Raw genomic sequence first — 25369 nt, 5'->3', positions numbered from 1 at the left:
ACGGGCAGGGCCGCCCCTGGTCGGCGCGTCAGCTGAGTGCGGCGGTGAGGGCGTCGGCGTTGCGCTGGAACACCTCCAGCAGGTCGAGCCCCTGGCCGGGGAAGTTGTCGATGACCACCCGTTTGGCGTTGACGTTGGCCAGGGCGTCGCCTCCGGGCATCGCGGAGTTGTCCAGAATGAGCTGCGGCTTCTTGGCGGCCAGCTCGGAGATCTGACTCACCGTGGGCGGCTGGGGGCCGTAGGTGCCCGCAGGAGTGGTGCCCGCGAGGTCGGCGGCCCAGGCGACGAACGCCTGGGTGACGACGACCGGCGGGGTGCCGCCCGCGGCGGCGCTGACCTTCTGCTTGAGCGCCGCATACTTCGTGTCGAAGGAATCGATCCACTTCGTGGCGGCGTCAGCCGTGCCGAACTCGGCACCCAGCCGCTGGACCTGGCTCTTGACGGTGGCGGGCGCGTTGTCCAGCGTCAGCGCGATCAGCTTCGCCTTGGATCCCGCCGCATCCTTGATCTTGCCGGCGAACCCTTCGAAGTCCGCATAGAGCACGACGTCGGCCTGGGCCACCTTGGCCAGGTCGGACGGCTTCGGGTCGTAGTCGGGCGCGTGCTGAACGCCGGGAGGGACGATGACGGCGACGTCGGTGGCTCCCGCTGCCCTGGCGAAGCCGGCCTCCCATGTGGACGCGGCCACGATCTTCAGTCCCTTGGCTGTGGCGGCGGGAGTCGCCGCCGTACCGCTCTGGTCGCCGCCGCAGGCGGCGGTGGCGAGGGCGACGACGGCGGTCACGGCGGCCACGAGGCGTAGTCGGTGCAGGGTAATCATCGGGAGATGGCCTTTCTTCGTTGGGAGTAAACGGCGGGTACCGCATGGAGGAGGAGGGTGCACACCCCGCCCAGGAGCACGAGCGTGGGGCCCGGCGGGAAGTCCAAGATCAACGAGACGAAGAAGCCGCCCACGTTGAACGCGAGGCCGAAGATCACCGACCAACGGATCATGGCGGGCAGGGAACGGCCGACGCGGCGTGCCGCCAGGGCCGGCAGCAGGGTCAGCGCGTCGACGAGGAGGGCTCCGGTCAGCCGGATCGCTGACGCGATGGCCACGGCGACCACGACCAGCAGGATGAGGGTCAGCCGTTCGACCGCGACCCCCGAGCACAGCGCGAGCTCCCGATCGTGCAGGAGCAGGGCAAGATCACGGCGGCGCAGGGCGTACAGCAGCGGGACGACGACCGCGAGCGCCGCGAGCGCGAGCACGTCGGCGGGCCTGGTGGCCAGGATCGACCCCCACAGCAGTTCGAAGGCGCCGTTGGCGTTCACGCCCGAGATCGACAGCACCAGCAGCGCGGCGGCGACCGCGAGCGTCATCAGCAGGCCCATCGCCCCGGACAGGCCGGTGGCGCTGCGGGCGAGCGGGGTCAGCGCTCCGCCGGTCAGCCCGCACAGCACAAGAGCGCACAACAGTGGGTCGAGCCCGGTCAGCAGCCCGATCGCGATGCCCAGCAGCGCCACGTGCATCATCGCGAAGCGGACCGGCATGATGTCGAGCCCCACGATGAAGACCCCGACGATCGGCAGCGCGACGGACCCGAGCACCAGGGCCACCAAGGCCAGCCGTACCGACGGGATGTCAAGCAGGACGCCGAGCGAGCTCACGCGATCTCCCGCAACCGTCCGGCCGCCATCTCGGCCACCCGGCCACTGGCCTCGACCACGGCCCGATCGTGCGTGACCACCACGACCGTCACCGCGAGCCCGGCGAGCACGCCCGCCACCTGCTCCTGCCCCGCGAAGTCGAGCGCGGCCGTCGGCTCGTCGGCGAGCACCAGCCCCGCGCCCGCCGCCACCTGGCCCAGAGCACGCGCCAGGTAGGCCCGCTGCAACTGGCCACCCGACAGCGTGCCGAGCGGGCGGTCGAGCAGGTCGCCGACGCCCAGCTCCTCGGCGGCACGGACCGACCGCTCCATGTGGCCGCCGCTCGCGAGCAACTCGCTCACCAGGAGCGGGAAGCGGCCCGCGGTCTGCCGCTGGGGCACCCAGGCCACCTCCGATCGGCGCCGGGCCCAGTCGGCCGTCCCGCTCGCCCGGACTCCGCCGACCTCGATCAGGCCGCTGGTCTCGCGGTGCAGGCCGAGGATCGCGCGGAGCAACGTGCTCTTGCCCGACCCGTTGGTGCCGGTGATGGCCAGATGCTCGCCGGGGGCCAGGTCGAGATCCACGCGATCCACCGCGGCGAGCCGGCCGTGCCGGCAGGTGACACCGGCGAGGCGGAGCGGGGTGGCGCGCGCGTACAGACCTCGGGGAGGTGATGACATGGTCATGCTCCTGCGGAAGGTGGGTAGGCGTGACCGACCGCGGCCCGGCGCGGACCACGGCGAAGGAACCGGCGGACCAGGCGGTCGACCGGGAAGTGAAGCAAGCTGACGACTGACGCATCCGGTGATGCATCCGGCGCCAATCAAAGGCGGGATGACCGCGCGGCTACACCGGAAGGCGGTCGCGCGACCGGAATAGGCGTGTCATCGCCTACGCCGACGGAGGCGCACGGAATGATGCGGCGTACCCAGGATGGCATTCCGCCTTGTCACCCGATCGCGACACCGAGGCAGGAAAAGCCCATCAAGGACGTCGACAGATGTCAGCCGGCCAGGACGGACACGGGCGGCCCACGTCGGTGGATCGCTGAGACGATCTCCCGCCTGCCGCCGTACGCCCGCGCACACGCGATCGGCGAGACCTGCTTCACCGGCGTCGTCACCGGCGTGGCGCCGCCGAGCAGCCAGCGCAGAACCGTGACCGAGCCCATGGCCAGCAGGCACAGCAGGAGCCAGATCGCGACCTCGCCGCGGTAGAGCCACCAGCCGGAAATCGTCCCGATCACGAGATGCACCAGCGCCATGCCGATGCCGAGATGCCCGTGGTCGGCGTGCGCGCCGTGGGCGAGATGTTCCGCGCTTGACGTCGCCGTCCGGGCGAACAGCTCGTGAAGAAGCGCCTGAGTGCCGATGCTCGCTGTGAGCAGGACCTCGGGCCGGGGCTCACGCCCGCTGAGCGCGTACGCGAGCACCGTGGCCGCCAGGGCCCCGGCGCCCAGAATGCCCGGCGGCACGGAGCCGCCCCCGGCGAAGGCATGGCCGGCCGCGGAGATGACGACGCACACCGTCGCGAAGACGAGGGCTCGCGCCATGCGCAGCACCGGATGCCGGGGGGACACGAACATCATCCTGTCAGCCTGACGCCTTGCCGAGAAGACCCATCGGCATCAGCGTGATGAACGTCGCCTGTGGATGTGCGGACGCGTTCGGCCTCGCAGCCCTGTCGCTCCGTGGGTTGTTCGGACATCGGTAGGTGGCCGGGGAACGACCGGAGAGCCGGTCGTTCCCCGGCGAGCGGTGCTACCAGGCGACCGGCAGGGAATCGAGACCGTAGACGATGGAGATCTCGCGAAAGGCGAGTTGCTCGAACGGCACGTTCAGCCGCAGATTGGGAAAACGCCGTAGCAGCGCGGGGAAGGCGATACGCATGTCCATCTGCGCCAGAGGAGCCCCGATGCATCTATGGATGCCGTGTCCGAAGGCGACGTGAGGGCTCACCTTTCGCCCTGGGACGGCCCGGTCCATGTTCGCGCCGAGGGCGGGATCGCGATTGGCGGCGGTCAGCGAGCACAGCACCATCTGCCCCTTGGCGATGGGCTGCCCGGCGAGCACGAGATCCTCGCGGGCGAAGCGCGGGAAGGCGACCTGGACAACTGTGAGGTAGCGCAGGAGCTCCTCCACGACCTTGTCGACGTGGTCGTCGGTTTCGCGGACCAGGGCGGCCTGCTCCGGATTGTCCAGCAGCCACAGCGTGCCGAGAGCGAGCATGCTGGTGCTGGTGTCGTGCCCGCCGGTCAGCAGGCCGTCGGCCAGGCCGGCCAGCTCGCGATCGCTCACCTCGTCACCGTGCTCACGCAGCAGCGTGCCCAGCAGGCCGTCACCGGGGTTCGCGCGTTCCTTGGCGACCAGATCGGTCAGGTAGGTGATCGAGTCGTTGACCGCCTGGATGGACGCTTCGGGACCGGCGGACAGGTCGAACCTGTCGGCACTCATCCGGAGGAAATCAGACCGGTCGCCGTACGGCACGCCCAGCAGTTCGCAGACGACGAGCGACGGGATGGGAAGGGCGAAAGACTGGACCAGGTCCGCCTCACGCCCGGCCTGCTCCATCGCGTCCAGGTGGTCGTTGACGATCTTTTGGATGCTGCCGTCCAGCCGCCGCAGCCGCCGCATGGTGAACTCGGGCGTCAGCAGGCGCCGCAGCCGCGTGTGCTCAGGCGGGTCGCGGAAGCCGAGACCGCCCGGGTCTTCCTGGTTCGCTCCCGCGGCGATCACGTTCGCGAAGTCGTTGCTGAACCGGGCCGCGTCGCCCAGCACCGCCCGGACGTCGTCATACCGGGTCACCAGCCAGACGGTGGACCCGTCGGGCATCCGCATCGGGAAGACGGGCTGCTCGGATCGAATGCGTCCGAGCTCCGCCACAGGATCGAAACCCTGACGGAGGAACTGCATGAGGGGAAATTCGTCATCTGCCATCGAAGATGATCCTTCGTACGAAAGGCGCGCCGGCTGTCACATCGGCCGGAAGCCGGCGCGGACGATGGGAGGCCGGAGGGAGACATCGCATCAGCGGCTGTCCGGTCCGGAAACTGGTCTTGGGAAATACGGCGGTCAGGAAGGGGTGTCCCCGCCGGCGGGTTTCCTTCTCCGCCACATCAGCAGTGCCACGGCTCCGGCGAGTGCCAACCCGGCCATGACCGCCCATGTCCAGCCGGGGAGGGCGCCCTGCTCGTCCGTCTCGCCCGTCGCGCTCACGGGTGTGTGGGCCGGAACCGGGCTGGGCACGGGGATACTGGACACGGGGGTGCTGGAAACGGAGACGCTGGACACCGGGGTGCTGGACACGAGGGTGCTCGGCAGCGCAGCCGACGAGGAACCCACGATGAAGGGGATCTCTCCTTCGATGGGGCGGCCATCGGCGGAGACGACCCGCCAGACGACGGTGTAGCTGCCGGAGGGAAGCGGCTCGTCGACGTCCACAAGCACCTTGGCGCCGCGGGTTCGGGGTGTGCCGGAGGGGAAGCGCTGCCCGGCCGCGTCGTGCAGGAGCACGACGGGATAGCGCACATTGTTGTTGAACTCCAGCTCGATGAGGTCGAGGCTGGAGACCACGGCGTTGCTGGCGGGTGTGCTCGATCGCAGGGTGTCGTGTGCCAGCGCCGGTGCGGCGAATGCTCCCAGGACGGCGCACAGAAAGCCGAGGAGGAGAAACGCTCTGGCTGTTTTCCTTGTCACCCGCGTTCACCGTTCTCGGGACCCGATGGGCGGTCCTCCACGTCGTCCGGGAGCGGTGGCGTCGGCGGTTTCCTGCCCCGCGCCACCAGGACGGCGGCCACTCCGAGAACCACGACCGCGGCCACGACCGCCCAGATCCAGCCGGGTGTGCCGGTCTCCTGACGTGGGCCTTCCTCTCCGGCCACCGGGGAGGCGACGGGCGCCGTCCCTCCGGCCGATGCCGCCGACGAGGATCCGACGATGAACGGTATCTCCCCTTCGATGGGGTGGCCGTCGGAGGAGACGACCCGCCAGGCGATGGTGTAGCTGCCCGGTGGAAGCGGGCCTGCGACCCCTTCCACCACCGTGGAGCCGTCGACGCGCGGAGTCCCCGATTCGAAGCGACGCCCGGCCGCGTCATGAAGAACGACCACGGGAAAACTGACATGCGCGCTGAACTCCAGCTCGATCTCGTCGAGGCCGGAGACGACGGCGTTCGCAGCGGGTGTGCTCTTCTTCAGACTGTCGTGCGCAGACGCGGGTGAGGCGAACACCACCGCGAACAGGCACGAGATGCCGAACAGAAAAACCGCTCTGACCGAGGGATGCTTCACGACAGGCTCCAGGCATGCGGGGAGGTCGTGGCCCGGCGTGTGACGGTGGACGGCGGTGTCATCGGGGTATCTCCAGTCGTCGTGTGTGGGTACCTGCGGGCGCGCGGGCCGTACGGACCGGGATGAGTGGTCCGCGGGTCGTCGGGACGAGCCGCTGCGGGCAGGCGTGACGTCCGACCGGATAAGCCGCGCGAAGGAAACCTCAGAAGGGTTCGGAGAGGATCACAGGAACACGAGAACCGGCGGTCCACGCCGTACGACGGCGTGTCGCAGGACAGCCTCACGCCGAGGTTCGCGGTCAAGGTTGTACGACGCGAGCCGGGGGCGGGGGCGTATGCGGGCAAGGAACTGGAACAGCGTGAGCAGCGCCCGGAGCCAGTGGATCGCGCCCGTGCCGATCCTGTGCAGGATCGACCACAGCGCCGCTTCGCCCCGCGACAGCCACCACCCCGTGATCAGCGCCGCGGTGAGATGCGCGGTGAGCATCCCGGTGCCCACCCCCAGCCGGTGCGTGTGCGCCACGGCCGTTGTCTCCGTCGAGAGCGCGAGCGACCCGAGGAGTTCGTGCAGGAAGACCTGCGCTGCCAGGAGCAGGCCGATGACGACCAATGGTGACCGCTCCCGGCCCGCCGTCGCCGCGGCGACGGTCATGACGCCCGCTCCGCCGATGAGAAGTGCCTGGGGAGTCGGGGCGGCCCCACCGGCGAACCAGTGCGCGCCCACGGCGAGGAGCACGCAGACGACCGAGAAGGCGGCCGACCGCGCGAGTCGCAGAGGTAAGGCGGCGCGCATGACGAAGACGACTATCGCACAGAGGCTGGTCGGCCCCAAGACCGCCGCCATCCGTTCGCTCGGTCGGGCTCGGTCTGGCACACGAAGGGGAGAATCGGTGCCGGACGACAGGGTGGGCGCCTTGGTTCCTTCGTCCTCATCGACCGCTCGCACTCCTTCACGAGGCATTCGGCCCGATTATCACGATTTGCGCCGCATGCACTGAGGGGCGGAGAGGCGGTGTGCGATGATTGCGGCGCCATGACAGCAACCATGCCCTTCCGTGCCATACGGGCCGCCGCGTTCGCCGCGGTCTCGGTGGCGCTCGGCGTCGGGGCGCATGCTGTCGGCGGCGGGTCGGTCTCCGTGGCCGCCGTTCTCATGGCCCTGCTCATCGCCTTCCTGCCCGCGCACGCCCTAGCGCGGCGTGAGCGGACGCTGGCCGTGATCCTGCCGGCGCTGGTGGCCTCGCAGGCGGCGCTCCACCTGCTGTTCTCGTTCGCGCACACCCTGGAACCGAGCGTCGCCGGTTCCGCGATGAGCGGCGGGCACGTCCATTCCGGGTTGGTGCCCGGCCTGGGCATGCTGGTCATGCACGGCTGGGCGGTCGCGCTGACGGCGGTCTGGCTGGCGCATGGTGAGGCGCTGCTCTGGGCCCTGCTGCGCCGGCTGGCCGTCCGGCTGCGGATCGTGTTCGCCGTCTTCCTGGACCCGGCGTACGGCGCGATCGTCGTCCCGGTGATCGAGCACCGGGTGGTCGCGCGGTCGGTCCTGCTCGGCCATTCGATGGGTCGGCGCGGCCCTCCTGGCACCGTTCGCACTGTTCCTGCCTGACCGGCATCTGGTCGGCGGGCTCTCTCTGATGTAACCAGCACCCCGTAGTGGCGGGGTGCGTCGGTGTGCGCTCGCGCGCGCCGAATTCGTTCAGTGCAGCGGTACCAGTACCGGCTCTCAGCCGGATGAAGGGATCTTCATGTTCTCCCGCGTCATGCTCGTCGTTCTCAGCCTGGGCGCAGTGACGGCCACGGCCGCCTGCGGCTCTGAGGAGGCGTCCTCCGTATCAGCGGCTGCTTCGCCCGCTGCGGTGGCGGCCTCCCCGTCGTCCACCTCTGCCCCACTCAGCATCACCGACCCGTGGGTCAAGACCGCCAAGAAGGGGATGACCGCCGCCTTCGGCACCCTGGTCAACAACTCCGATTCGGACATCACCGTCATCGCCGGCAGCACTCCCGCGGCACCCAAGGTGGAGTTGCACGAGGTCGTGGAGTCCGAGGGGAAGATGGTGATGCGTCCGAAGGAGGGCGGTTTCGTGGTCCCCGCCCACGGCTCCCACGTCCTGCAGCCCGGCGGCGACCACATCATGGTCATGGACGTGCCTTCCGAGATCAAGCCAGGGTCCGAAGTGCCGTTCACGCTGGAGCTTCAGGGGGGCGGCACCTACACCTTCACGGCTCTGGGCAAGGACTTCGCGGGAGCCAAGGAGAACTACCAGCCGGGCGCCGACATGGGCGGCATGGATGAGTGAGCGGCTCAATGGGACAGATGACGTCTCCCGCCCGCGACTGAGCCGCAGGGCGCTGCTGTCCGGCGGCGCCGTGGTCGCCGCCGCCGCGACGAGCGGGGCCGTCGTGGCGCGGGCGAGCGCCGACGCCGACGACACGGTTACGGCGGGCCGTACCGCCGATCCGGACGTGAACTCGCCCCGGGCGACGGCGGTGGAGCCGTTCTACGGCGCCCACCAGGCCGGTGTCGCGACGACTCCGCAGGCGCACGCCGCGTTCGTGGCGTTCGACCTACGGGCGGGCTCGGACCGTGAGAGCGTGGCGCGGCTGATGCGCGTGCTCACCGACGACGCCCGGCGCATCACTCAGGGACAGCCCGCGCTCGCCGACACCGAGCCCCATCTGGCCGTGCTGCCCGCCCGATTGACCGTCACCTTCGGCTTCGGACCGGGTCTGTTCGCGGCCACCAAGACCTCCGATCAGCGGCCGGAGTTCATCGCTCCCCTCCCCGCGTTCGGCATCGACCGGCTGAAGAAGCGGTGGACGGGCGGCGACCTGCTCGTCCAGATCTGCGCGGACGACCCGCTCACCGTCACCCATGCGCTGCGGGTGCTCGTCAAGGACGCCCGGTCGTTCGCGAAGGTCCGCTGGACCCAGCGGGGCTTCCGGCGGGCCGCGCACTCCCAGCAGCCCCACACCACCCAGCGCAACGTGATGGGACAGCTCGACGGGACCGTCAACCCCGTCGCCGGCACACCCGACTTCGATCGGGCGGTCTGGTTCGCCGGGGAGCAGGAGTGGCTGCGCGGCGGGACCACCCTGGTCCTACGGCGCATCCGCGCGGAGATGGAGACCTGGGACGCCGCCGACACCGTGGCCAAGGAGTTCACGATCGGCCGCCGCCTCACCGACGGCGCCCCGCTCACCGGCGCCCGCGAGCACGACGAACCGGACTTCGCGCGGCTCACCCCCGCCGGGCTGCCGGTCATCTCCGAATACGCCCACATCCGGCGAGCACACGTGGCCGACCCCGGCGCACGTATCCTCCGTCGCATCTACAACTACGACGAGGGCGTTTCCCCCGACGGCACCGCCGACACCGGGCTGCTGTTCGCCTCCTACCAGGCCGACATCGCCCGGCAGTTCATCCCGGTACAGGAGCGACTGGCCGAGGCGGACCTGCTGAACGAGTGGACCACACCGATCGGTTCCGCCGTGTTCGCCATCCCTCCCGGCTGCGACCCCAATGGGTGGATCGGAGAAACCTTGCTGTCATGACGCAGTGCCGGCCAAGGCCGGGCGGATCGCCGCCACCCTCAATGCCCGCGGAGTGCCCTGCCCGTCCGCCCATGACCGCGCGCGGAACTCTCACCGCTCCGGCGAGATGCGGACGGACGGCACCACGTCCATCCTCCGCAACCCTCGCTACACCGGCAACCAGGTGTGGAACAAGCAACGCGCGACCGAGGTGCTGACGTGATGGATCCCCGTGGCGACGCCACGGGGGTCCATCACGTCAGGCAGCGTGATCCCGGGTCCGCACGGACTTCGAACGTGTCCAGTTCGCTCCTGTGATCCTCGGTACACCACGGACCTATGCGTTCAGAGGGCTGCTGCGCTGCGGCCTCTGTCAGCGGTCCATCAAAGGGTCGCGGACCAACAACCGGTCCAATTATCGGTGCCGCCAGGGGGTGTCGCGATACTGGCGCTGATCGCGGTGGTCGTGTCGTTCAGGCACATGCACGAGCCCTGCCTCCGCCACTGTGAGCACCACCTCGCGGCCAGCAGGAAAACGCCGGCGATCGTCGTACGCTAGATCTGGTGTACCGCAAGGAAGTTCGGGGCCATCACTGTTCAGGCCTCCTCGTCCAGGGAGAGGTCAGCGGCAGCGATCCGCGCATAGTGATTTGATTCCAGACCCCCACCGACTCGAACCCCTATAGAGCAAGATCATGGTGTGCTACAGAGGTACACCGAACCTTCAGTGACCTCTGCCGCGTTCGAGGCGGGCGGCACTGATGATGAAGTCGGCCACGAGCTGGCGGCCGCCGTCGGACATCTCGACCAGGGCGCGGAGCGCCTCACGGTTGAGCCCGGATTCTCCGGTTAAAGAGGACGCCGCCACCTGGTCGGCCATCGCCTCAGCGTCCTCGTCGTCGCCGAAGTAGCCGATCGGCACGCCGAAGAACCTGGCCAGCGCCTTCAACGTCTTGAGCTGGGGATTGTCCGACCTACCCGTCCGCAGCTTCCAGATCGTTGTCGACGACAGTTCCTCCCCCGTCGCCTCCGAGATTGCCGCCGCCGCCTCGAGGTTGTTCTTAGGCGGCCGGTTACCCGCCGGCCAGCGGTTCTGGATCAACCACTCGATCTTGTCGGCGAGGGACCGCGTGGTGTTCGCCGCGCTTCGGTCGTCAGCCACTGCTCACCACATCAAGTTGGAGCGACACGCGCCCTGCTTCATCGCTTTTAGTTGACAGCCGGTGACGGAGAGTGCCTATCCTGCTCTCGCCATCAACTTTAGTTGATGGAGTCCGCCTCTCCACGCCCGAAGGTTACCGATGCGAGCCACACCGATGCGAGCACCTGACGAGAGCAAAGCTCGTCATGAACGACTCGTCCGCCTCGGCCTTGAGGTCAGCCGCCACCTGCCAGCCCGGCTGATCCGCCGCCGCAACGGCCAGTGGGCCCTCACCGTCGGCACCGAGACTGTGTACTGCGCGGGCGCCGAAGGCGTCTACGCCTACGTCACCCATCACGGCCTGATCCTCTCCCCCGCCAACGACGAGGGCGTCGCCCAAGCCGCGACCCACCTTGCAGCAGGTGGCGGCCGGTGACCCGCAACCTCACCCAGGCCGTCGCCCTGGCCGCGTGCGTCGTGGCTCCGCTCGTAGTCGCACTGGCCGTACTCGGCGGGATCGGCTCCTTCGCCACCCTGCGCCACCTCGCCGAGCCGTGGTTCGGCCCGCAAGCGTGGATCATCCCGATCGGCATCGACCTCGGCATCCTCGCCCTGCTGGCCTGGGACCTCCTCATGGAATTCGCCGACCTGCCCTGGCCGGTCCTGCACTGGATCGCCTGGGCGTTCATCACCGCCACCGTCATCCTCAACATCGCCGCCGCGCACGGCAACCCGATCGCCGGCCTCATGCATGCGGCCATGCCCGTCCTGTTCGTCACGGTGATCGAGGGAATCCGCCACCTCATCCGCCGCTGGGTCGGCCTGGCCACGGGCACCCGGCGTGAGCGGGTACCTCTCTCACGCTGGCTCCTCGCCCCCGTCTCCAGCTTCATGCTCTGGCGACGCATGGTGCTGTGGAACGTTACGAGCTACCCCCGCGGCCTCCAGCTCGAATACCTCCACCTCGAAGCCGTCTCCGCGCTCCACCAGGCGCACGGCCGCTGGCTGTGGCGGTGGAAGGCGCCCCTGTCCGAACGGACCGCCGTACGACTCCAACTCGCTGGCGCGGCCTTTCCCACTCCTCAGATCCCACAGCAGCAGGACTCCGACGACCAGCTCATCCAGGCTGCTCAGGCCATCGTCGCCAGGGCCGAGCAGCGCGGCGTACGGCTGAGCCAGATGGACCTGGCCGCCCAGCTCCGTGCTCAGGGCCACCGCATCGCGAACGAGCGGCTGCGCTGGCTGGCCACCGCCATCGGGCTCCGCCGCGAGCCGGTCTAAGGACGCGACCTCATGCTCCTCGCTATCCACGAGCACGCCGAACGCTTTTTCCAGGCCCACGTCTCCACCAGCTGGGTCCCCGACTACCTGCGTCAGCGTGGATTCGACGACGACGTGCAGCGTCAGTGGCGCATCGGCTACGCCCCGAACGAATGGCGAGCGCTGACCAGACACCTGCGCAGCCTCGGCTTCCCTGACACCGCGATCGAGGCCTCCGGCCTGGCCCGGCGGACCACCCGCGGCATGCTCATCGACTTCTTCCGCGACCGGGTCATGTTCCCCATCACCGAGCGCGACGCGACCACGATCGCCTTCATCGGTCGCAGCCGTACGAGCGAACCCAAATACCTCAACAGCCCGAACACCCTTATCTACGCGAAGGGACGGGCGCTGTTCGGCCTGCACACGCTCAGCGCCGGGGCCAAGCCGGTCATCACCGAAGGCCCCCTGGATGCCATCGCCGTCACCGTCGCCGGCGGGGGTCGTCTGGCCGGGCTCGCCCTGTGCGGCACCAGCCTCACCCCCGACCAGGTCAGGGCTCTCGACGCAGCCGCCGACCTGCGCGCCGACGGTGTGCTGGTCGCCTTCGACGGCGACCGCGCCGGGCGGCAAGCCGCGGCACGCTCCTACTCGCTACTCAAAGACGCCGGTACGGCGGAAGCCTTCGTGCTCCCATCGGACTGGGATCCAGCTGCGGTACTCAGCGACGCCGGCCCCCAAAGGCTTGCGGCACTGCTTCGTGTGCGAGTACGGCCCCTGGCCGACCTGGTGACCGACGCCGCCATCGAGCCCTGGCACGACTCCCTGCAGTACGCCGAAGGGCGTGTCGGCGCACTTCGCGCCGCCGGTGCGGCTATCGCCACGATGGCACCCCGTGACGTCGCCCGGCAGGTCGCCCGTGTCGCCGCGCAGCTCAACTTCGACCATGCGACCGTCACCGAGACCACCACCGATTCGGTGACCGCCCAGCTGGCCCTCGCCGATTTCCCGGCAGCGCCCACATCCGGCAGCACGACCACACGCTCGGGCGAGAGGAGAGCGAATGAACGACCACTACGCGGACCCACTCCGTGAGGCAGCCGCCCACGGCATGCAGAAGGTAGTGCAGGTCACCCCTACTGCCGCGGCGGCAGTTCAGGTGTGGCTGCACGTGAAGGCCCAGCGCGTACGCGAACAGGCCGAGCGGGAGCGTCAGGCAGCAGACGCCCTCCGCACCAAGCAACGCGCCGCCCATCGGGCGGCACGACTGCAGTGGCTGCCCGCCAACGACCCGGCATGGCTGCGCACCGCCGACCTGCTGCAGGTGAGCCGCGCCTGGGGAGCGGCCCTGCCGTACGCGACGAACGACCCGGGCGCCGAGCGCGCACTGTTGAGATGCGAAAGCCGGCTGCGAGAGCTCCACCCGTACGCAATGAACCGCTATGACCGGCTGCGAGTCGAAGGACATACTCCCGAAGCGGCCATGCGGGAAGTCACCCCGTTGTTCGCCCGAGAGCCATGCCCGCGAACCGGATATCCAGCGCCCGTTCGGCCTCAGCTGCCTCCGGTCGTGAGGCTCGCCCAGGAGGACTTCCCGCACACCATCGACAAAGTTGTCGAAGCGTGTGGCAGCACCAGGGCGACGGCAGGAGCTACGGCGCAGCCAGCTCGGACAGCTACTCTTAATCGCCGCCCGTGATCGGTCGATTACGAAAGGATGGGAGAGGTGGACGCCCTCGCGCACAGCTACCTGTTCTGGATCGGCCTGATCCTGCTGCTCGTTGTGCTGTACCTCCTGCCAACGCTGATCGGGCTCTTACGCGGCGTGGAGAACGTCCTTCTACTCATAGCGTTCAACTTCTTCGGCGGCCTCACCTGCATCGGCTGGCCGGCAGCGCTCTTCCTGGCCTTCGCACTGCCCATCCGCCACGACCGCCGATGACGTCCGTCAATCACAGCCCTCCAGATGCCGAACCGCGTCGGACTGGCTGCAGATCGCCAGGCGATGCGCGGTCCAGGCTGGGGCCGAGCGTCCTTCCAGATCTAGGATGACGCCGTGTTCGTCGACGGTGCAGGTGATGCCATACGGCCAGTCGCCGAGGAAGACCCCCAGAATCAGATCCTCCGTACCGCCCTGGACGATTCGGTGCAGCCGCTCAGCTGCGGCACCCGGCGAGGCAATGACGAACAACCAGGACTGGCCCTCCGGAACTCTCGCGTCCGTACGCTGCCCGCTTCGTCTGACGATCTCCACTTCCAGCTCGGTCACTACCTCCTGCATGGTGTCGAGCACCACGAGCCCCGGATTCGCCGTGTGTAGCGCTTCCTCGCCGAACAGGCGCACCGCGTCTTCGCGCGGCACGAGTACGCGAGCCGCCATATGACGCCCGGCCAACAGCTCCAGGACCATGGCACGCGTCACGTTCTCCGCGCCCGGTCCGGTGAGTCCCGTCCCGTTCATGGCCGCCAGCGCGACGAGGTAACCCAAGCTCGTCGACTCCTGTTCGAGCATGGAGTCGAGCGTTGTGACCGGCACATCATCGTCGGACCTTATGACGGTGACCGGCCTCTTCCGAGGCTTCCACCGGTGGGAACGGCAACATGTCCCTCACCTCGCTGTAGCGAACCAGCCGATCGCCCTGCCTGGTCAGACGGGTACGCCGCCACCACATCACCGCAGCGCCGACACACTGACGTCGTCGGTGGTAGGCGATGGCGAGCACAAGCAGCGCGGCAAGGCCGACGGGAATCGTCAGGGACATCGTCGACGCCGACGACTCCAGAGTGGCGTTCGCTGCATAGGGAGCCGGCTCATGCTCTTCGCTGAGCGTCGACCGCGGTGCCGGGCTCCTCTTTGGCCGCGTCAGAGGCTTGGCTGAGGGCGTTCGAGCGATGATTGCCGTTGGCCGATGGTCAAGCCCACGTCTCGCCGCCACCTCCTCTATCACCTGCGGATTCTCCCTCGTGGCCGTTGCTGCCGGGCTCGCCGCAGGATGGCCTAGCGTCCGCCGGTGATCGCGCCGGGGCCGGTTCCGGACGTGATGCTCCTCCGCTTCACCGTCACGGCTTACGGGCGCCGCCGCCGCCACCTTCTCGGGACTCTTTGTAGCCATGAGAGAAGGTGCGGCGGCTGGAGCAGCTGTCGGCTGCTGTGGAACCTGCGGAAGGCGTACGACCTGTTGGGACTGCTCCGGGGCCGGCTGCGAGGCCTGCCCGCGCCACGAGTCCCGTACGGCGCGGCCCACGTCGATGCTGTCACCAGCGAGCCAGTTCTGCACCTCGCGCTGCATGGCCGCACACAACTTCGTGTTGTCGACGTACCGGCCTGCCGTACCGGTCAGGTGCGGGCACCCGGGCGGCGGGTCCGCCTGAGCCGTCCCCGCCCCGGCCAGCGCTGCGGCGCCTGCCAGCACTCCTGCGGCAGCCGACCGCCACATCGCCGTCCGGCCTCGGAACGGATTGCTGGCTGTCACGACGGCACCCCCGGGTCGATCACGAAGCGAAGATGATCAACCACGATAGGCAGCTAGGCCGGTGCAACAGCGCAGCTCAGAGCCGAGTCGCACGAGCAAAATAACGATCTTCCAGCTACCTATGCCGGGGTGACGCGGACGGTGCCAGAGGACCGGCGGAACGCCCGGACGAGCGAGGATTCTGGCCGGAATCCGCGCCGAGCGGCCTGGCGACGGGCTGCGGGAAGTCCGCCGCGGCCAGCCGCACCGGGGCACCCGCCGCAGGTGACACCACAGCGAGCTGTTGCGCGGCCGCTCGTGCCGCGACCGCCTGGGCCATCCTGCCCTGCGCCGTACGGAGCTCGGCCACGGCGGCGACGAGCGCCGCGATGTCGGCAATGAGCGATCCTGCGGGCCCGCGCGCCCCGGCAGCGAGCCCTCGCACGGCCCTCCGCAGCTCCAGCCCTGCTCGTGTCGGGGGCGGAATCCGCGCGTACGGCTCTCGCGCGGCGCGGTCGAATGCCTCCGCGGCATTGCGAAGCCGCTGGTCCTTCAGCAGGCGCGCCGCGACGTGAAGCAAATCAGAGGTGGCGCCCGGCACGTCCGCCGCGCCGCCCGGTTCGCCGGCTGTGGCCTCGCGCAGCTGCGCGGCGGCCTGACGGGCAGCCGTCACCACCAGCTCCCAGATCTCCCGGCGTTCGTCGGCACCCGTTCCGTCGGGGTGGTGATCGCTTCCGCCGCGCCACCGGGCGCGGAGTTTCGGAAGAGTGAGGTCGGCGGCGAGCCTGCCGCCGCCGAACCACACCAGCTCACCGGCGCGGTTGCGATGCTTCGGCAGCGCCACCGCGTACCCCGTCACCTCGCCTGGATTGCGCTGGCTCATCCGCTGCCGCACCAGCACCTCCGCGGCCTCCAGCGACCGGAAGAACTCCTCTTCCGACGCCGCTCCGGCGGCTGCGGTTACGACGTGCTGCCGCAGCACCGTCCGCGGCACCTCATCCCACCCGCGCCGCCGGGTCTGTTCTGTCTCGCTGCGGGTCGGCCGGCGCGCCGCCGTCCGATCTCCGGGTGCGGTCACGCGCAGGCCGTACCGGCGCTCGACGGCTTGGCAGGCCTCCCGTACCCGGTAGAAGTCGTTCCAGGTCCGGGGCTTGGTGCCGTCCTGGCGGGCGAGCGTGGCGACGATATGGATGTGGTCGTCGGCGTGCCGCACGGCGACCCAGCGCACGCCGTTGTCATCGTCGGCCGGCGCGAGACCGGTGCGGGTCATGATCTCCTGGGCGACCTGCGCCCACTCGTCATCGCTCAGGATGCGGTCCTGGCGTGCGGCACGGGCGACGCAGTGCCACACCGGCTCGGCGTAACCGCGCTCCCCCAGCGCGGCGAGCGGCTGGTTGAGCAATCCGATCAGATTTCGGAAATCCCGCCCGCCTTCCGGTCGGAGCGACGGCTCCACCTCGGCCGGATGCCGCCACCCGACGACGATGTGCGGGTTGACGTGCTCGTTGGCCCGGCCCGGGCCGTACAGGTAGTACAGCAACCCGCCGACGCGGCGCCCGCGCATCACCTTTCCGATCACCGGATCGCCTTCCGGACGCCTTCCGCGATTCCGTCCAAGCGTTGCACCGCCCGCAAGCACGCGGCGGCGTACGGAACCAGGTTGCCGGGATCGGCGCCGGTCGCGTTGAGCGCCGCGACGGCCTGGTTGAGGTTGACCCCGATGCGGCGCACCTGGCCAGCGGCGTGCATCAGCTCGATCAACGCCTCACGCAGCGGGTCGGGCATCGGCGGGTTCACCATCCGCGCCGCCGCCAGGGCCGCCTCCGCCGCATAGGCCCCGCGCGCCAGCCCAAGACGTTCGGCGGCCGTGCGGAAGTCGGCGTACTCCTCCTCGGTCAGCACGAACTTCACCACATGCGGCCGCGGCACCGCCTGGCGTTGACGCCGCCGCTGCCGCACCTGCCTGGACCCGGTGTCCTCTCCCTCATCAGACATCTTCGTGACCGCTCCCCCGACGACCGCGCCCGGTCGCAATCGATCAGAACCCACCCCGAACCAGTGGCGGGAGTGGGCGGTTCTGATCACGAATGTTCCCCGCCACATCCCGCCGGATGCAGCGGTAACGGGACATTACGAATATCTTGCTCCCGCCCTGCGGGACTCAGACTGCGGGTGCAGCGCCGTGGACCGACTGCCGCCATTCCAACGCCTCGGGCACGTCGCGGTACTCCAGCAGGTACTGTCCGTGATCTTTAGAGGTGACAGGGAGAGGCTGTCGCCTGAACGGCAGAACTAGCACGAGGCGGGGGCGTCAAACGGCGCAGGAGACTGAACCTCGCCGCTGCATGAAGGCGTGGGATGGAGTTCCAAATTCCGAGCTGGTTCTGCCTGCCAGAGAGCGCCACGTCGGCGACAATTTGCACATCGCCGGTTTCAGTAAGCAACAGAGGGTGGGCTCCGCAATGCCTCACCCCGCACAGCTACGAAGGATGTCGAGGCGGAGTGAACCATCCCTGGGCCATCTACCTGCGGGCGTACCTGGGTGTTCGGATTCAGCACGCGCGAACAGCTCCGACGCGTGGAGCCTCGGCCGTTGAGTGGGTGATCATCACGGCCATCATCGCCGGCGTCGCACTGGGCCTGGCCACGTTGATCAAGACAGTGGTGGAGCAGAAGCAGGGCGAGATTCAGCACACCCTCGGGGGCGGCGCGAGCGGCTGACCGGTTGCCTACGACAGTCGCGCCGCCCCGAGCAGGGTCGGTCAGCGGCCGCCCGGCCATACCGCCGCTCTGCAGGCACCCCACCTGACGCGCTTGTCCGAACCGATCTCCCCCTGGCAAAGCTTGAAGACCTTGACCGATCCGAACAGGGAACTGTCGGTAGCACAGCCGCCCTGCGGCGCCCGCACCTCGAACGGCTTGCGCGCGTCGACGGGATTGTCGTTGTGCCACACGGCCTTGTAGGCCACGTTGTCCTTCCTGCCGTCGCAGACCTTGATCATCGATCGATCCGCCGGAACGCTCACGCGGCCCTCGCCGTAAGCATCGCTCCAGCCTGGCGCGCCGGCCCGCGCCGATCCGACCGTCCCCAAGACCAGCGCCCCGGCCAGCAGCGCGACGGACAACCCTGCCCTCGATGCCATGTCTCCCCCGTTGATCCTCGACAGCCGTCCCTACTCTAAGTATTCGATCTTGCACTTCAAGCATTTGCGAGGCTGTTTCTAACAACTCAAGTGGGCTCTTCTGGCCGTCGTACAACCAGGACACGCCTCATTGCTGGCATCTGCAGGAAAGTGATGGCCAGCTGAATGAGCGCGGTTGCCGTCACCGGCGTGAACCATCAATTCACCTTGTAGGGGTCGTAGTGGGCGATTGCCGTTTGGAGATGTCGCCGACCCGGTTGACGAGCACGGAGGAGAAAGGCAGACCTTGGGCTCAGAGGCGTACAAGGCATGTCCCCGCATCGCCGTACCGGCCAATTTCCGCTCATGCGCTCACGGAGACGTGGTTCTCTCGCGCGTAGACGACGAGGCGGTGACCGGCAGAGCTATCGAACTCGCCCTTGGACATCCATCCGAGATGCTGGTAGAGACGAGCGGCCGGGCTGTCTTTCAACGTCAGCAGCCACGCTCGTTCGCATCCACCGGCCACACGGTGGAGAAGCGTCCTGCCGAGGCCACTGCCTCTCGCTTTTCCGGCGACCATCAGTTCCACTACTTCGAAGGCGTTGCGCGACATCTCCGCGAAGGCGGCGGGACCGACCGCGTCGTGTACCTGCTCTATCAGCGGATCGGCGTCTCTGGTCGTGCGTGCGGGCCAGCCGTAACAGACGCCGAGCAAGGTGCCGTCCTCCGAGGCTAGCGCGGAGCGGAACCCGGGTTGCGCCACGTGGCCCGCGAGTCGCGAGGGGAAGGCACGCAGGCGCTCCTCCGGCTCTGACCAGGGCGGTACGGAGAAGCATTCGATGTAGAGATCGTGCATCGGTTGTTGCCATCTGAGCACTTCGGCCGCGTCCAGGTCATCCACCAGCACATAGCAAGTCTTTCGCAGTTGCGAATAACTTGCAATAAGTTGCCTGGGCGCTTTACCTTCGCCCCATGAAGATCCTCCGTGCCCGGTTTGTCACCCTCGCCCGGCTCGGCGTGGTGGCGATCCTCGGCCTGTCCGCCTCCTGCACGGCGCCATCGTCACCTGGCACCTCGTCGAGCAATCCGGGAACGCGGGACACGTTCGTCCTCGGTCTCGCTTCTGAGCCGGACACACTGAACCCGGTGCTCGGCTATGAACCTGATGGCGGGTCCTTACTGTTCGACGGTCTGGTCCGGCGTAATGCGGATCTCACGCTGGCGCCGGCGCTGGCCGAACGGTTGCCCGACGTCAAGGGCACGACCGTGACCTTCACCCTCCGCCAGGGTGTGCGGTTCCACGACGGCACGCCTCTGACCAGCGATGACGTGGCCTACACCTATCAGGCCGTGCTGGACCCGAAGAACAACTCCGGCATCCGGGGTGACTACACGGCGATCGAGTCCGTCGAAGCGCCCGATCCGGCCACGGTGGTGTTCCATCTCAAGCATCCCTACGCGCCGATCCTGCAGCGCGCCACGCTGGGCATCGTGCCGCGGCGTCTGCTGCAGGGCCAGAGCTTGGACAAGGCCGCGTTCAACACCAAGCCTGTCGGAACGGGACCGTACCGGTTCGTGTCCTGGACCCCGGGCGACAAGGTCGTCCTGGAGGCCAACCAGTCGTACTGGGGCGGCGCCCCGGCGATCAAACGCCTGGTCATGGCGTACTCGGCCGACGACAACGTACGCGCCACCCGGATGGCGGCGGGCGAGTTCGACGCCACCGAGCTGCCACCCAAGGCGGCCGCCCGCTTCGAAGACCAGGTCGGCCTGACCGTCTACAAGGTGCCGAGCGCGGACTACCGCGGTGTGATGTTCCCCCTGGACGCGCCGGTCACCGGCGACAAGGCCATCCGCAAGGCGCTGAGCCTGGCGCTGGACCGCTCGGCCATGGTCGGGGCCATCCTCGCGGGTGCCGGTCGGCCGGCCTTCGGTCCCGTGGCGCCCGGCACCACCTGGCACAACCCGGCCGTGGACGGCACGCCCACCCCCGACCGCGACCAGGCGGCCCGGCTTCTGGACCAGGCGGGATGGAAGCCGGGCTCGGGTGGCGTCCGAGTGAAGGACGGAACGCCCGCTTCCTTCACGCTCATGTACCCCGCAGGCGATTCCCTGCGGAAGGATCTCGCCCTCGCTGTCGCCTCGGACGCCAAGAAGATCGGTGTCGACGTACGGCTGGCAGGGCTGGACTGGGACGCCATCGAACCCCGCATGGCCAAGGACGCGCTCATCATGGGCTACGGAAGTCCGTACGACCCCGACTACATCAACTACGAGATGTTCCACTCCAGCTTCTCCGGCCAGGGATTCTTCAATCCCGGCCACTACAAGGAGCCTGACGTCGACGCCCTACTGGAGAAGGGGCGGGCGGAGACCGACCCGACCGTGCGCAAGCAGACCTACGACGCCTTGCAGCAGCGCATTCGCGACGACGAGGTCTGGACCTACCTGGTCTATCTCCAGCACGTCTACGTCGTGCGCGGGAAGTGGACCGGCATCGCTCCGGCCGTGGAAGCGCACGAGCATGCCACCGGCGGGTTGTTCCGCACCCTGGCGGAGTGGAAGCCCGCCGCATGACGCGCGCCCTGGGACGGATGGCGGCATGGAGGCTGGCGTTCACCGCGCCGCTGCTCCTGGTCGTCACGCTGGGGATGTTCGTGCTGGCGAAGGCGTCGCCCTTTGATCCGGTGCGGCAGTATCTCGGCGATCGGGCGCTGACCACGAGCCCGGAGATCGCCCGGCAGATACGGGCCAACTGGGGTCTGGACCGGCCACTCGCCGAGCAGTACCTCACCTGGCTCGGCAACCTGCTCCGCGGCGATCTCGGGGAGTCACGGAGCATGCACCGGCCCGTCGCCGAGGTGATCGGGGAACGGCTGGGATGGACCCTGCTCGCGGCCGGCTGCGCCATGGTCGTCATGCTGGCCGCAAGCCTCGTGCTGGGGTCGCTGGCGGCCTGGCGTCGTGACTCCTGGGCCGACCGGTTGATCAGCGGCACGGCCTATGCCAACGAAGCGGCTCCGGTGTTCTGGACCGCGCTCATCGTGATCTGGATATTCGCCGTGAGACTGCGATGGCTGCCTCCCGGCGGCCTCACCGACGCGGCGTCCGGGACGGTGGAGCCCGCCGACGTGCTCCGGCACATGATCCTCCCGGTGGCCGTCCTGGCGTTCTCGCAGTCCTCATGGCTGGTGCTGTTCGTCCGCGAGTCGCTGATCACGACCTTGCGGGAGGACTTCGTCATCGGCGCCCGGGCCCGTGGCCTGCGCGAACGCACGGTCGTCGTCCGCCACGCGCTCCGGTCGGCGCTGCTGCCGTTCATCACCCTGCTGGGCGCCCGCGTTCCCGAGCTCGTCACCGGGGCGATCCTCGTCGAGACCGTCTTCTCCTGGCCCGGAGTGGCCTCCGCGTCCGTGCAGGCGGCGCTCGCCGCGGACTTCCCGCTGCTCGCCGCGCTCACGCTGCTGGCGACCCTTGCGGTGGTCGCCGGCAACCTGCTCGCCGACACCGCGTACGTGATCGCCGACCCGCGGGTGCGGGTCCTGGGGGTGAGCTGATGGCGACAGGAGTCGCGGGTGGGCTCACACGTTCCCGACGCCGCTTCCCACGCGGCGCCGCGGTGACGCTGGTGTTGCTCCTGCTCGCCGTGGTGCTCGTGCCGCTGTTCGCCAGGCTCGACCAGCAACTGGTCGACCTTCACGCCGCCTCGCTGCCGCCCTCGCTCAGGCATCCGTTCGGCACCGACGAGGTGGGCCGCGACGTGCTGCTGCGCGCCGTGTACGGCCTGCGCGTCTCCGTGCTCGTCGGTCTCGCCGCGGCCGTCGTCTCTGTCACGATCGGCACGTTGGCCGGGCTCGCCGCCGGAGCGGCCGGCGGGACGCTGGACCGGCTCATCATGAGGATCGTCGACGGTTTCAACTCCGTGCCGCACCTGCTGTTCGGCATCTTCATCGTCGCGCTGTTCACCCCGAGCACCACCGCCGTCGTCGTATCGGTCGCGCTCACCCATTGGATGACCGCGGCCAGGATCGTGCGCTCCGAGGTCCTGACCCTGCGCGCCCGGCCGTTCGTCGACGCCGCGATCTCCGGCGGATCGAGGCGGCTGCGGATCGTGCGCCGCCATTTCCTGCCCCATCTGATACCGCACATCATGCTCGCCGCGGTGCTGATGATCCCGCACGCCATCTGGCACGAGACCGCGCTCAGCTTCCTCGGCCTGGGACTGCCGGCCCATCTCGCCTCACTCGGGAACATGATCAACGACGGTGCGCGGTCCCTGCTCGCCGGCAACTGGTGGGCCTCGCTGTTCCCCGGCCTGTTCATCTTCCTGCCGACCCTGGCGATCTCCGCGCTCGCCCAGTACTGGCGCGACCGATCCAATCCGCGCTGGCGATCGGAGCTGCAGCTGTGAAACCACCACGTCTCCGCGTCGAGGGCCTGTCGGTTCGCTTCCACCTACCCGGCGCCACCGTGCGGGCCGTCACCGACGCCCACTTCGAGGTGCGGCGCGGTCAGTGCCTCGCCCTCGTCGGAGAATCCGGCTGCGGCAAATCCGTGATGGCCCACGCCCTTATGGGCCTGCTCCCCGGCAACGCCTCGGTCGAGGGCGCCGCCTGGCTCGAGTCCGGCGACACACCCCCCGTAAACCTGATTGCGGCACCGGAGAAGGTCCTCGCACGCACCGTGCGGGGCCGACGCATCGGGCTCGTCCCGCAGAGTCCCGCCACGCATCTCACCCCGGTCCGCACAGCGCGCGCCCAGCTCACCGAGGCCCTGCGCGAGCTCGGCAACCCCGATCGAGCCGACACGCTGGCCGAGCGGGCAGGCCTGAGCCCATCTGACCTCGACCGTTATCCCCACCAGCTCTCCGGCGGGATGGCGCAGCGTGTGGTCAACGCGATTGCCCTCGCCGGCGACCCGTGGCTGATCATCGCCGACGAGCCGACCAGCGGCCTCGACCGCCCCCTCGTCGAGGCGACCATGACCGAGCTGCGCCGCCTCGCCGACGACGGCCGGGCCGTCCTGCTCATCACGCATGACCTGCGGGCGGCGCAGCAGGTCGCCGACCACGTCGCCGTCATGTACGCCAGCCGTATCCTGTCCCTCGAACCGGCAGCCGACTTCTTCACCGGGCCCCGTCATCCGTACGCCGCAGGGCTGCTGGACGCGCTGCCTTCCCGGCGTTTCGCCGCGATTCCCGGCCAGCCGCCCGAGCTCACCGATCTGCCCGGAGGGTGCGCCTTCCGGCCGCGCTGCGCCAGGGCAACCGACGACTGCGGACGACTGCCCCTGCCACCCCTCGGTGACAACCGGGTGGCCTGCCACCACCCTCTGGAGAGCCATGTTGCGCGCTGAGGGCGTCGTCGTCTCCTACGGCCGCCAACGGGTACTGGGCGGCGTCGGCATAGAGGTATCGCCCGGACAGGTGACCGGACTCGCCGGGCCGAGCGGCTGCGGGAAGTCCACGCTCGCCCGCGTGCTCGCCATGCTACTGAAGCCCGCCGCGGGCAGGCTCACCGTCGACGGAGTGGACGTCCGCCGCTGGCGCCACCGCGTCCCACGCGAGCTTCGCGGCCAGGTCGCACTGATATTCCAACAGCCCCGGCTCGCCGTCGACCCCCGCTTCACCCTGCTCGACGTTATCGCCGAACCCCTCCGCGCCGCCCACTGGTCGATCGAGCACGCGCGGGAACTGGCCGAGGAGATGGGCCTGACGTCCGAATTGCTCTCCCGCCGCCCACATGAGGTCTCCGACGGTCAGCTCCAGCGGGCGTGCGTCGCCCGGAGCCTCACCCTCCGCCCTCGCTACGTGATCTGCGACGAGATGACCACCATGCTCGACGCGTCCACCCAGGCCCATCTCGTCGCACGGCTGGAGGCCTACCGCCTCGAATCGGGGGCCGGAGTGCTGGCCATCACCCACGACGACGAATTGCTCATCCGCTGGACCGGACCGTCCGGCGGATCCATCCGTCACCTGTCTGAGATGGCTCCTGCCGCCTGACGACGTCGATCCGCTCACAGCGATCGACGCGGACAGCGGCAGCGTGGTCCTGCACCCCGATGGAGGTTCGAGTTCGACGATCACAGCGATCACACTCACACCTTCGTGTTGCGTGATAGATGTAGTTGCAAGTGATTCGCAATAAGCTTTTGGAGGGACCTGATGGGCCAGTACGCCCTGCCCGACCTGCCCTACGACTACGCCGCGCTCGAACCGGCGATCACGGGCGAGATCCTGGAGTTGCACCACGCGAAGCATCACGCCGCCTACGTCAAGGGCGCCAACGACACCCTCGATCGCCTCGCCGAAGCCCGGGACAAGGGCGACTTCAGCGGACTGGTCGGCCTGGAGAAGACCTACGCCTTCAACCTGTCCGGGCACGTCCTGCACACGATCTTCTGGCAGAACCTCTCACCGGACGGCGGTGACCGGCCCGACGGGGCACTGCGCGACGCGATCGACGAGCACTTCGGCTCCTTCGAGGCGTTCCAGAAGCAGCTGACCACCGCGACCAGCACGGTGCAGGGCTCCGGCTGGGGAGTTCTGGCCTGGGAGCCCCTTTCCCGCCGGCTCGTCGTCGAGCAGGTCTACGACCACCACGGCAACGTCGGGATGAACACCACCCCGCTCCTGGTCTTCGACGCCTGGGAGCACGCCTACTACCTGCAGTATCGCAACGTCCGGCCGGACTACGTCGAAAAGCTCTGGAGCCTGGTCAACTGGACCGACGTGACTTCCCGCTTTGAGGCCGCGCGAGGCGTGGCCTGAACCTTCCCGCCCAAGACCGCGGCGGCCCGTGGTGCTAGGAGATCCTTCCGCAGCACTGTTCCAACCACGGGCCGCCGCCCGGGACTTCTCTCCCCAGCCCCGACAACCTGATGCGGAGAGGCGCGAACGAGCCTCCTTCAAACTCTCGCGCCGCGTCCGTCAGTCGCGCTCA

The 25369-nt window shown here is 68.9% G+C and carries 30 protein-coding genes; 16 read left to right on the top strand and 14 right to left on the bottom strand.

What is annotated here, in order from left to right:
- Positions 1 to 28: 28 nt before the first annotated feature.
- From ACIBK1_RS32650 to ACIBK1_RS32615, 8 genes are all read right to left on the bottom strand, one after another.
- Complete coding sequence (locus ACIBK1_RS32650; RefSeq protein ID WP_142651858.1) at positions 29 to 820, bottom strand: metal ABC transporter solute-binding protein, Zn/Mn family; 792 nt, start codon at positions 818 to 820, stop codon at positions 29 to 31.
- Entirely contained in the window at positions 817 to 1650 is an 834-nt protein-coding gene (locus ACIBK1_RS32645; RefSeq protein WP_142651859.1) for a metal ABC transporter permease, read from the bottom strand. The genes ACIBK1_RS32650 and ACIBK1_RS32645 overlap by 4 nt, the downstream gene beginning before the upstream one ends.
- On the bottom strand, positions 1647 to 2309 hold the full coding sequence (locus ACIBK1_RS32640; RefSeq protein WP_142651860.1) for a metal ABC transporter ATP-binding protein: 663 nt from the start codon (positions 2307 to 2309) through the stop codon (positions 1647 to 1649). The genes ACIBK1_RS32645 and ACIBK1_RS32640 overlap by 4 nt, the downstream gene beginning before the upstream one ends.
- A gap of 323 nt (positions 2310 to 2632) precedes the next feature.
- On the bottom strand, positions 2633 to 3217 hold the full coding sequence (locus tag ACIBK1_RS32635) for a hypothetical protein (protein ID WP_142651861.1): 585 nt from the start codon (positions 3215 to 3217) through the stop codon (positions 2633 to 2635).
- Positions 3218 to 3389: 172 nt separating this feature from the next.
- The gene (locus ACIBK1_RS32630; RefSeq protein WP_396739555.1) at positions 3390 to 4565 is read right to left on the bottom strand and encodes a cytochrome P450; all 1176 of its coding nucleotides are present in this window, start codon (positions 4563 to 4565) and stop codon (positions 3390 to 3392) included.
- 135 nt (positions 4566 to 4700) lie between these two features.
- A complete protein-coding gene (locus tag ACIBK1_RS32625; protein ID WP_396739553.1) occupies positions 4701 to 5324 on the bottom strand; it encodes a copper resistance protein CopC in 624 nt (207 codons plus the stop codon).
- The gene (locus ACIBK1_RS32620; RefSeq protein ID WP_396739551.1) at positions 5321 to 5917 is read right to left on the bottom strand and encodes a copper resistance protein CopC; all 597 of its coding nucleotides are present in this window, start codon (positions 5915 to 5917) and stop codon (positions 5321 to 5323) included. The genes ACIBK1_RS32625 and ACIBK1_RS32620 overlap by 4 nt, the downstream gene beginning before the upstream one ends.
- Positions 5918 to 6139: 222 nt before the next feature.
- The gene (locus tag ACIBK1_RS32615) at positions 6140 to 6709 is read right to left on the bottom strand and encodes an MFS transporter (RefSeq protein WP_328854066.1); all 570 of its coding nucleotides are present in this window, start codon (positions 6707 to 6709) and stop codon (positions 6140 to 6142) included.
- A gap of 240 nt (positions 6710 to 6949) precedes the next feature.
- Here ACIBK1_RS32615 and ACIBK1_RS32610 point away from each other — a divergent pair, with 240 nt between their 5' ends.
- The 4 genes from ACIBK1_RS32610 to ACIBK1_RS32595 all read left to right on the top strand — a co-directional run bounded on the left by ACIBK1_RS32610 (position 6950) and on the right by ACIBK1_RS32595 (position 9670).
- A complete protein-coding gene (locus tag ACIBK1_RS32610) occupies positions 6950 to 7522 on the top strand; it encodes an MFS transporter (RefSeq protein ID WP_147942097.1) in 573 nt (190 codons plus the stop codon).
- 139 nt (positions 7523 to 7661) lie between these two features.
- Complete coding sequence (locus ACIBK1_RS32605) at positions 7662 to 8213, top strand: copper chaperone PCu(A)C (RefSeq protein WP_261985600.1); 552 nt, start codon at positions 7662 to 7664, stop codon at positions 8211 to 8213.
- Complete coding sequence (locus tag ACIBK1_RS32600; protein WP_147942098.1) at positions 8206 to 9468, top strand: Dyp-type peroxidase; 1263 nt, start codon at positions 8206 to 8208, stop codon at positions 9466 to 9468. Before ACIBK1_RS32605 ends, ACIBK1_RS32600 begins: the two co-directional genes overlap by 8 nt.
- 4 nt (positions 9469 to 9472) lie before the next feature.
- Positions 9473 to 9670, top strand: coding sequence for a recombinase family protein (locus tag ACIBK1_RS32595; RefSeq protein ID WP_205831152.1), 198 nt, complete (start codon positions 9473 to 9475; stop codon positions 9668 to 9670).
- Positions 9671 to 10171: 501 nt separating this feature from the next.
- Here ACIBK1_RS32595 and ACIBK1_RS32590 read toward each other — a convergent pair.
- Positions 10172 to 10609 carry a helix-turn-helix domain-containing protein gene (locus ACIBK1_RS32590; protein WP_147942099.1) on the bottom strand — a complete coding sequence of 146 codons (438 nt, stop codon included), beginning with the start codon at positions 10607 to 10609 and terminating at the stop codon, positions 10172 to 10174.
- A gap of 139 nt (positions 10610 to 10748) precedes the next feature.
- On the opposite strand from ACIBK1_RS32590, the gene ACIBK1_RS32585 reads away from it, so the two are divergent.
- Genes ACIBK1_RS32585 through ACIBK1_RS32565 form a run of 5 tightly spaced genes read left to right on the top strand, consistent with a single transcriptional unit; the run spans position 10749 to position 13790 of the window.
- A complete protein-coding gene (locus ACIBK1_RS32585) occupies positions 10749 to 11024 on the top strand; it encodes a hypothetical protein (RefSeq protein WP_222709371.1) in 276 nt (91 codons plus the stop codon).
- Positions 11021 to 11869 carry a DUF2637 domain-containing protein gene (locus ACIBK1_RS32580; RefSeq protein WP_328709741.1) on the top strand — a complete coding sequence of 283 codons (849 nt, stop codon included), beginning with the start codon at positions 11021 to 11023 and terminating at the stop codon, positions 11867 to 11869. Before ACIBK1_RS32585 ends, ACIBK1_RS32580 begins: the two co-directional genes overlap by 4 nt.
- A gap of 12 nt (positions 11870 to 11881) precedes the next feature.
- On the top strand, positions 11882 to 12943 hold the full coding sequence (locus ACIBK1_RS32575; protein WP_147942101.1) for a toprim domain-containing protein: 1062 nt from the start codon (positions 11882 to 11884) through the stop codon (positions 12941 to 12943).
- On the top strand, positions 12912 to 13547 hold the full coding sequence (locus tag ACIBK1_RS32570) for a hypothetical protein (protein WP_147942102.1): 636 nt from the start codon (positions 12912 to 12914) through the stop codon (positions 13545 to 13547). The genes ACIBK1_RS32575 and ACIBK1_RS32570 overlap by 32 nt, the downstream gene beginning before the upstream one ends.
- A 27-nt stretch (positions 13548 to 13574) precedes the next feature.
- The gene (locus tag ACIBK1_RS32565; RefSeq protein WP_167530297.1) at positions 13575 to 13790 is read left to right on the top strand and encodes a superinfection immunity protein; all 216 of its coding nucleotides are present in this window, start codon (positions 13575 to 13577) and stop codon (positions 13788 to 13790) included.
- Between the two features lie 6 nt (positions 13791 to 13796).
- On the opposite strand, the gene ACIBK1_RS32560 is transcribed toward ACIBK1_RS32565, so the two are convergent.
- The 3 genes from ACIBK1_RS32560 to ACIBK1_RS32550 form a co-directional block, all read right to left on the bottom strand.
- Complete coding sequence (locus ACIBK1_RS32560) at positions 13797 to 14360, bottom strand: hypothetical protein (protein ID WP_396739547.1); 564 nt, start codon at positions 14358 to 14360, stop codon at positions 13797 to 13799.
- 1076 nt (positions 14361 to 15436) lie between these two features.
- The gene (locus ACIBK1_RS32555) at positions 15437 to 16879 is read right to left on the bottom strand and encodes a relaxase/mobilization nuclease domain-containing protein (protein WP_396739546.1); all 1443 of its coding nucleotides are present in this window, start codon (positions 16877 to 16879) and stop codon (positions 15437 to 15439) included.
- Positions 16876 to 17295, bottom strand: coding sequence for a MobC family plasmid mobilization relaxosome protein (locus ACIBK1_RS32550; RefSeq protein WP_142617316.1), 420 nt, complete (start codon positions 17293 to 17295; stop codon positions 16876 to 16878). Before ACIBK1_RS32550 ends, ACIBK1_RS32555 begins: the two co-directional genes overlap by 4 nt.
- Before the next feature lie 507 nt (positions 17296 to 17802).
- Between ACIBK1_RS32550 and ACIBK1_RS32545 the strand changes: the two genes are divergently transcribed.
- Entirely contained in the window at positions 17803 to 18021 is a 219-nt protein-coding gene (locus ACIBK1_RS32545; RefSeq protein WP_142617315.1) for a hypothetical protein, read from the top strand.
- A gap of 41 nt (positions 18022 to 18062) precedes the next feature.
- Here ACIBK1_RS32545 and ACIBK1_RS32540 read toward each other — a convergent pair whose 3' ends face one another.
- Together ACIBK1_RS32540 and ACIBK1_RS32535 are read right to left on the bottom strand one after the other, a co-directional pair.
- Complete coding sequence (locus ACIBK1_RS32540; protein WP_142617314.1) at positions 18063 to 18425, bottom strand: hypothetical protein; 363 nt, start codon at positions 18423 to 18425, stop codon at positions 18063 to 18065.
- A 361-nt stretch (positions 18426 to 18786) separates the two neighbouring features.
- On the bottom strand, positions 18787 to 19332 hold the full coding sequence (locus tag ACIBK1_RS32535) for a GNAT family N-acetyltransferase (protein ID WP_142652669.1): 546 nt from the start codon (positions 19330 to 19332) through the stop codon (positions 18787 to 18789).
- A 65-nt stretch (positions 19333 to 19397) separates the two neighbouring features.
- Between ACIBK1_RS32535 and ACIBK1_RS32530 the strand changes: the two genes are divergently transcribed.
- The 6 genes from ACIBK1_RS32530 (at position 19398) to ACIBK1_RS32505 (ending at position 25197) form a co-directional block, all read left to right on the top strand.
- On the top strand, positions 19398 to 21002 hold the full coding sequence (locus ACIBK1_RS32530; protein ID WP_147942104.1) for an ABC transporter substrate-binding protein: 1605 nt from the start codon (positions 19398 to 19400) through the stop codon (positions 21000 to 21002).
- On the top strand, positions 20999 to 21982 hold the full coding sequence (locus ACIBK1_RS32525) for an ABC transporter permease (RefSeq protein ID WP_142617311.1): 984 nt from the start codon (positions 20999 to 21001) through the stop codon (positions 21980 to 21982). The genes ACIBK1_RS32530 and ACIBK1_RS32525 overlap by 4 nt, the downstream gene beginning before the upstream one ends.
- The gene (locus tag ACIBK1_RS32520) at positions 21982 to 22836 is read left to right on the top strand and encodes an ABC transporter permease (protein WP_142617310.1); all 855 of its coding nucleotides are present in this window, start codon (positions 21982 to 21984) and stop codon (positions 22834 to 22836) included. The genes ACIBK1_RS32525 and ACIBK1_RS32520 overlap by 1 nt, the downstream gene beginning before the upstream one ends.
- Positions 22833 to 23780: an ABC transporter ATP-binding protein gene (locus ACIBK1_RS32515; protein ID WP_328709736.1), complete on the top strand. Its 948-nt coding sequence runs from the start codon at positions 22833 to 22835 to the stop codon at positions 23778 to 23780. Before ACIBK1_RS32520 ends, ACIBK1_RS32515 begins: the two co-directional genes overlap by 4 nt.
- The gene (locus ACIBK1_RS32510) at positions 23767 to 24429 is read left to right on the top strand and encodes an ABC transporter ATP-binding protein (protein WP_328709735.1); all 663 of its coding nucleotides are present in this window, start codon (positions 23767 to 23769) and stop codon (positions 24427 to 24429) included. The genes ACIBK1_RS32515 and ACIBK1_RS32510 overlap by 14 nt, the downstream gene beginning before the upstream one ends.
- A 162-nt stretch (positions 24430 to 24591) precedes the next feature.
- Positions 24592 to 25197, top strand: a complete 606-nt coding sequence (locus ACIBK1_RS32505) for a superoxide dismutase (protein ID WP_142617307.1) — start codon at positions 24592 to 24594, stop codon at positions 25195 to 25197.
- The last annotated feature ends 172 nt before the right edge of the window (positions 25198 to 25369 follow it).

It is taken from the genome of Microbispora rosea (genome assembly GCF_044460045.1).
Taxonomy (GTDB): Bacteria; Actinomycetota; Actinomycetes; order Streptosporangiales; family Streptosporangiaceae; genus Microbispora; species Microbispora rosea.
Note: the sequence above shows the minus strand (reverse complement) of the source record. Positions and strands in the feature narration are given on the sequence as shown.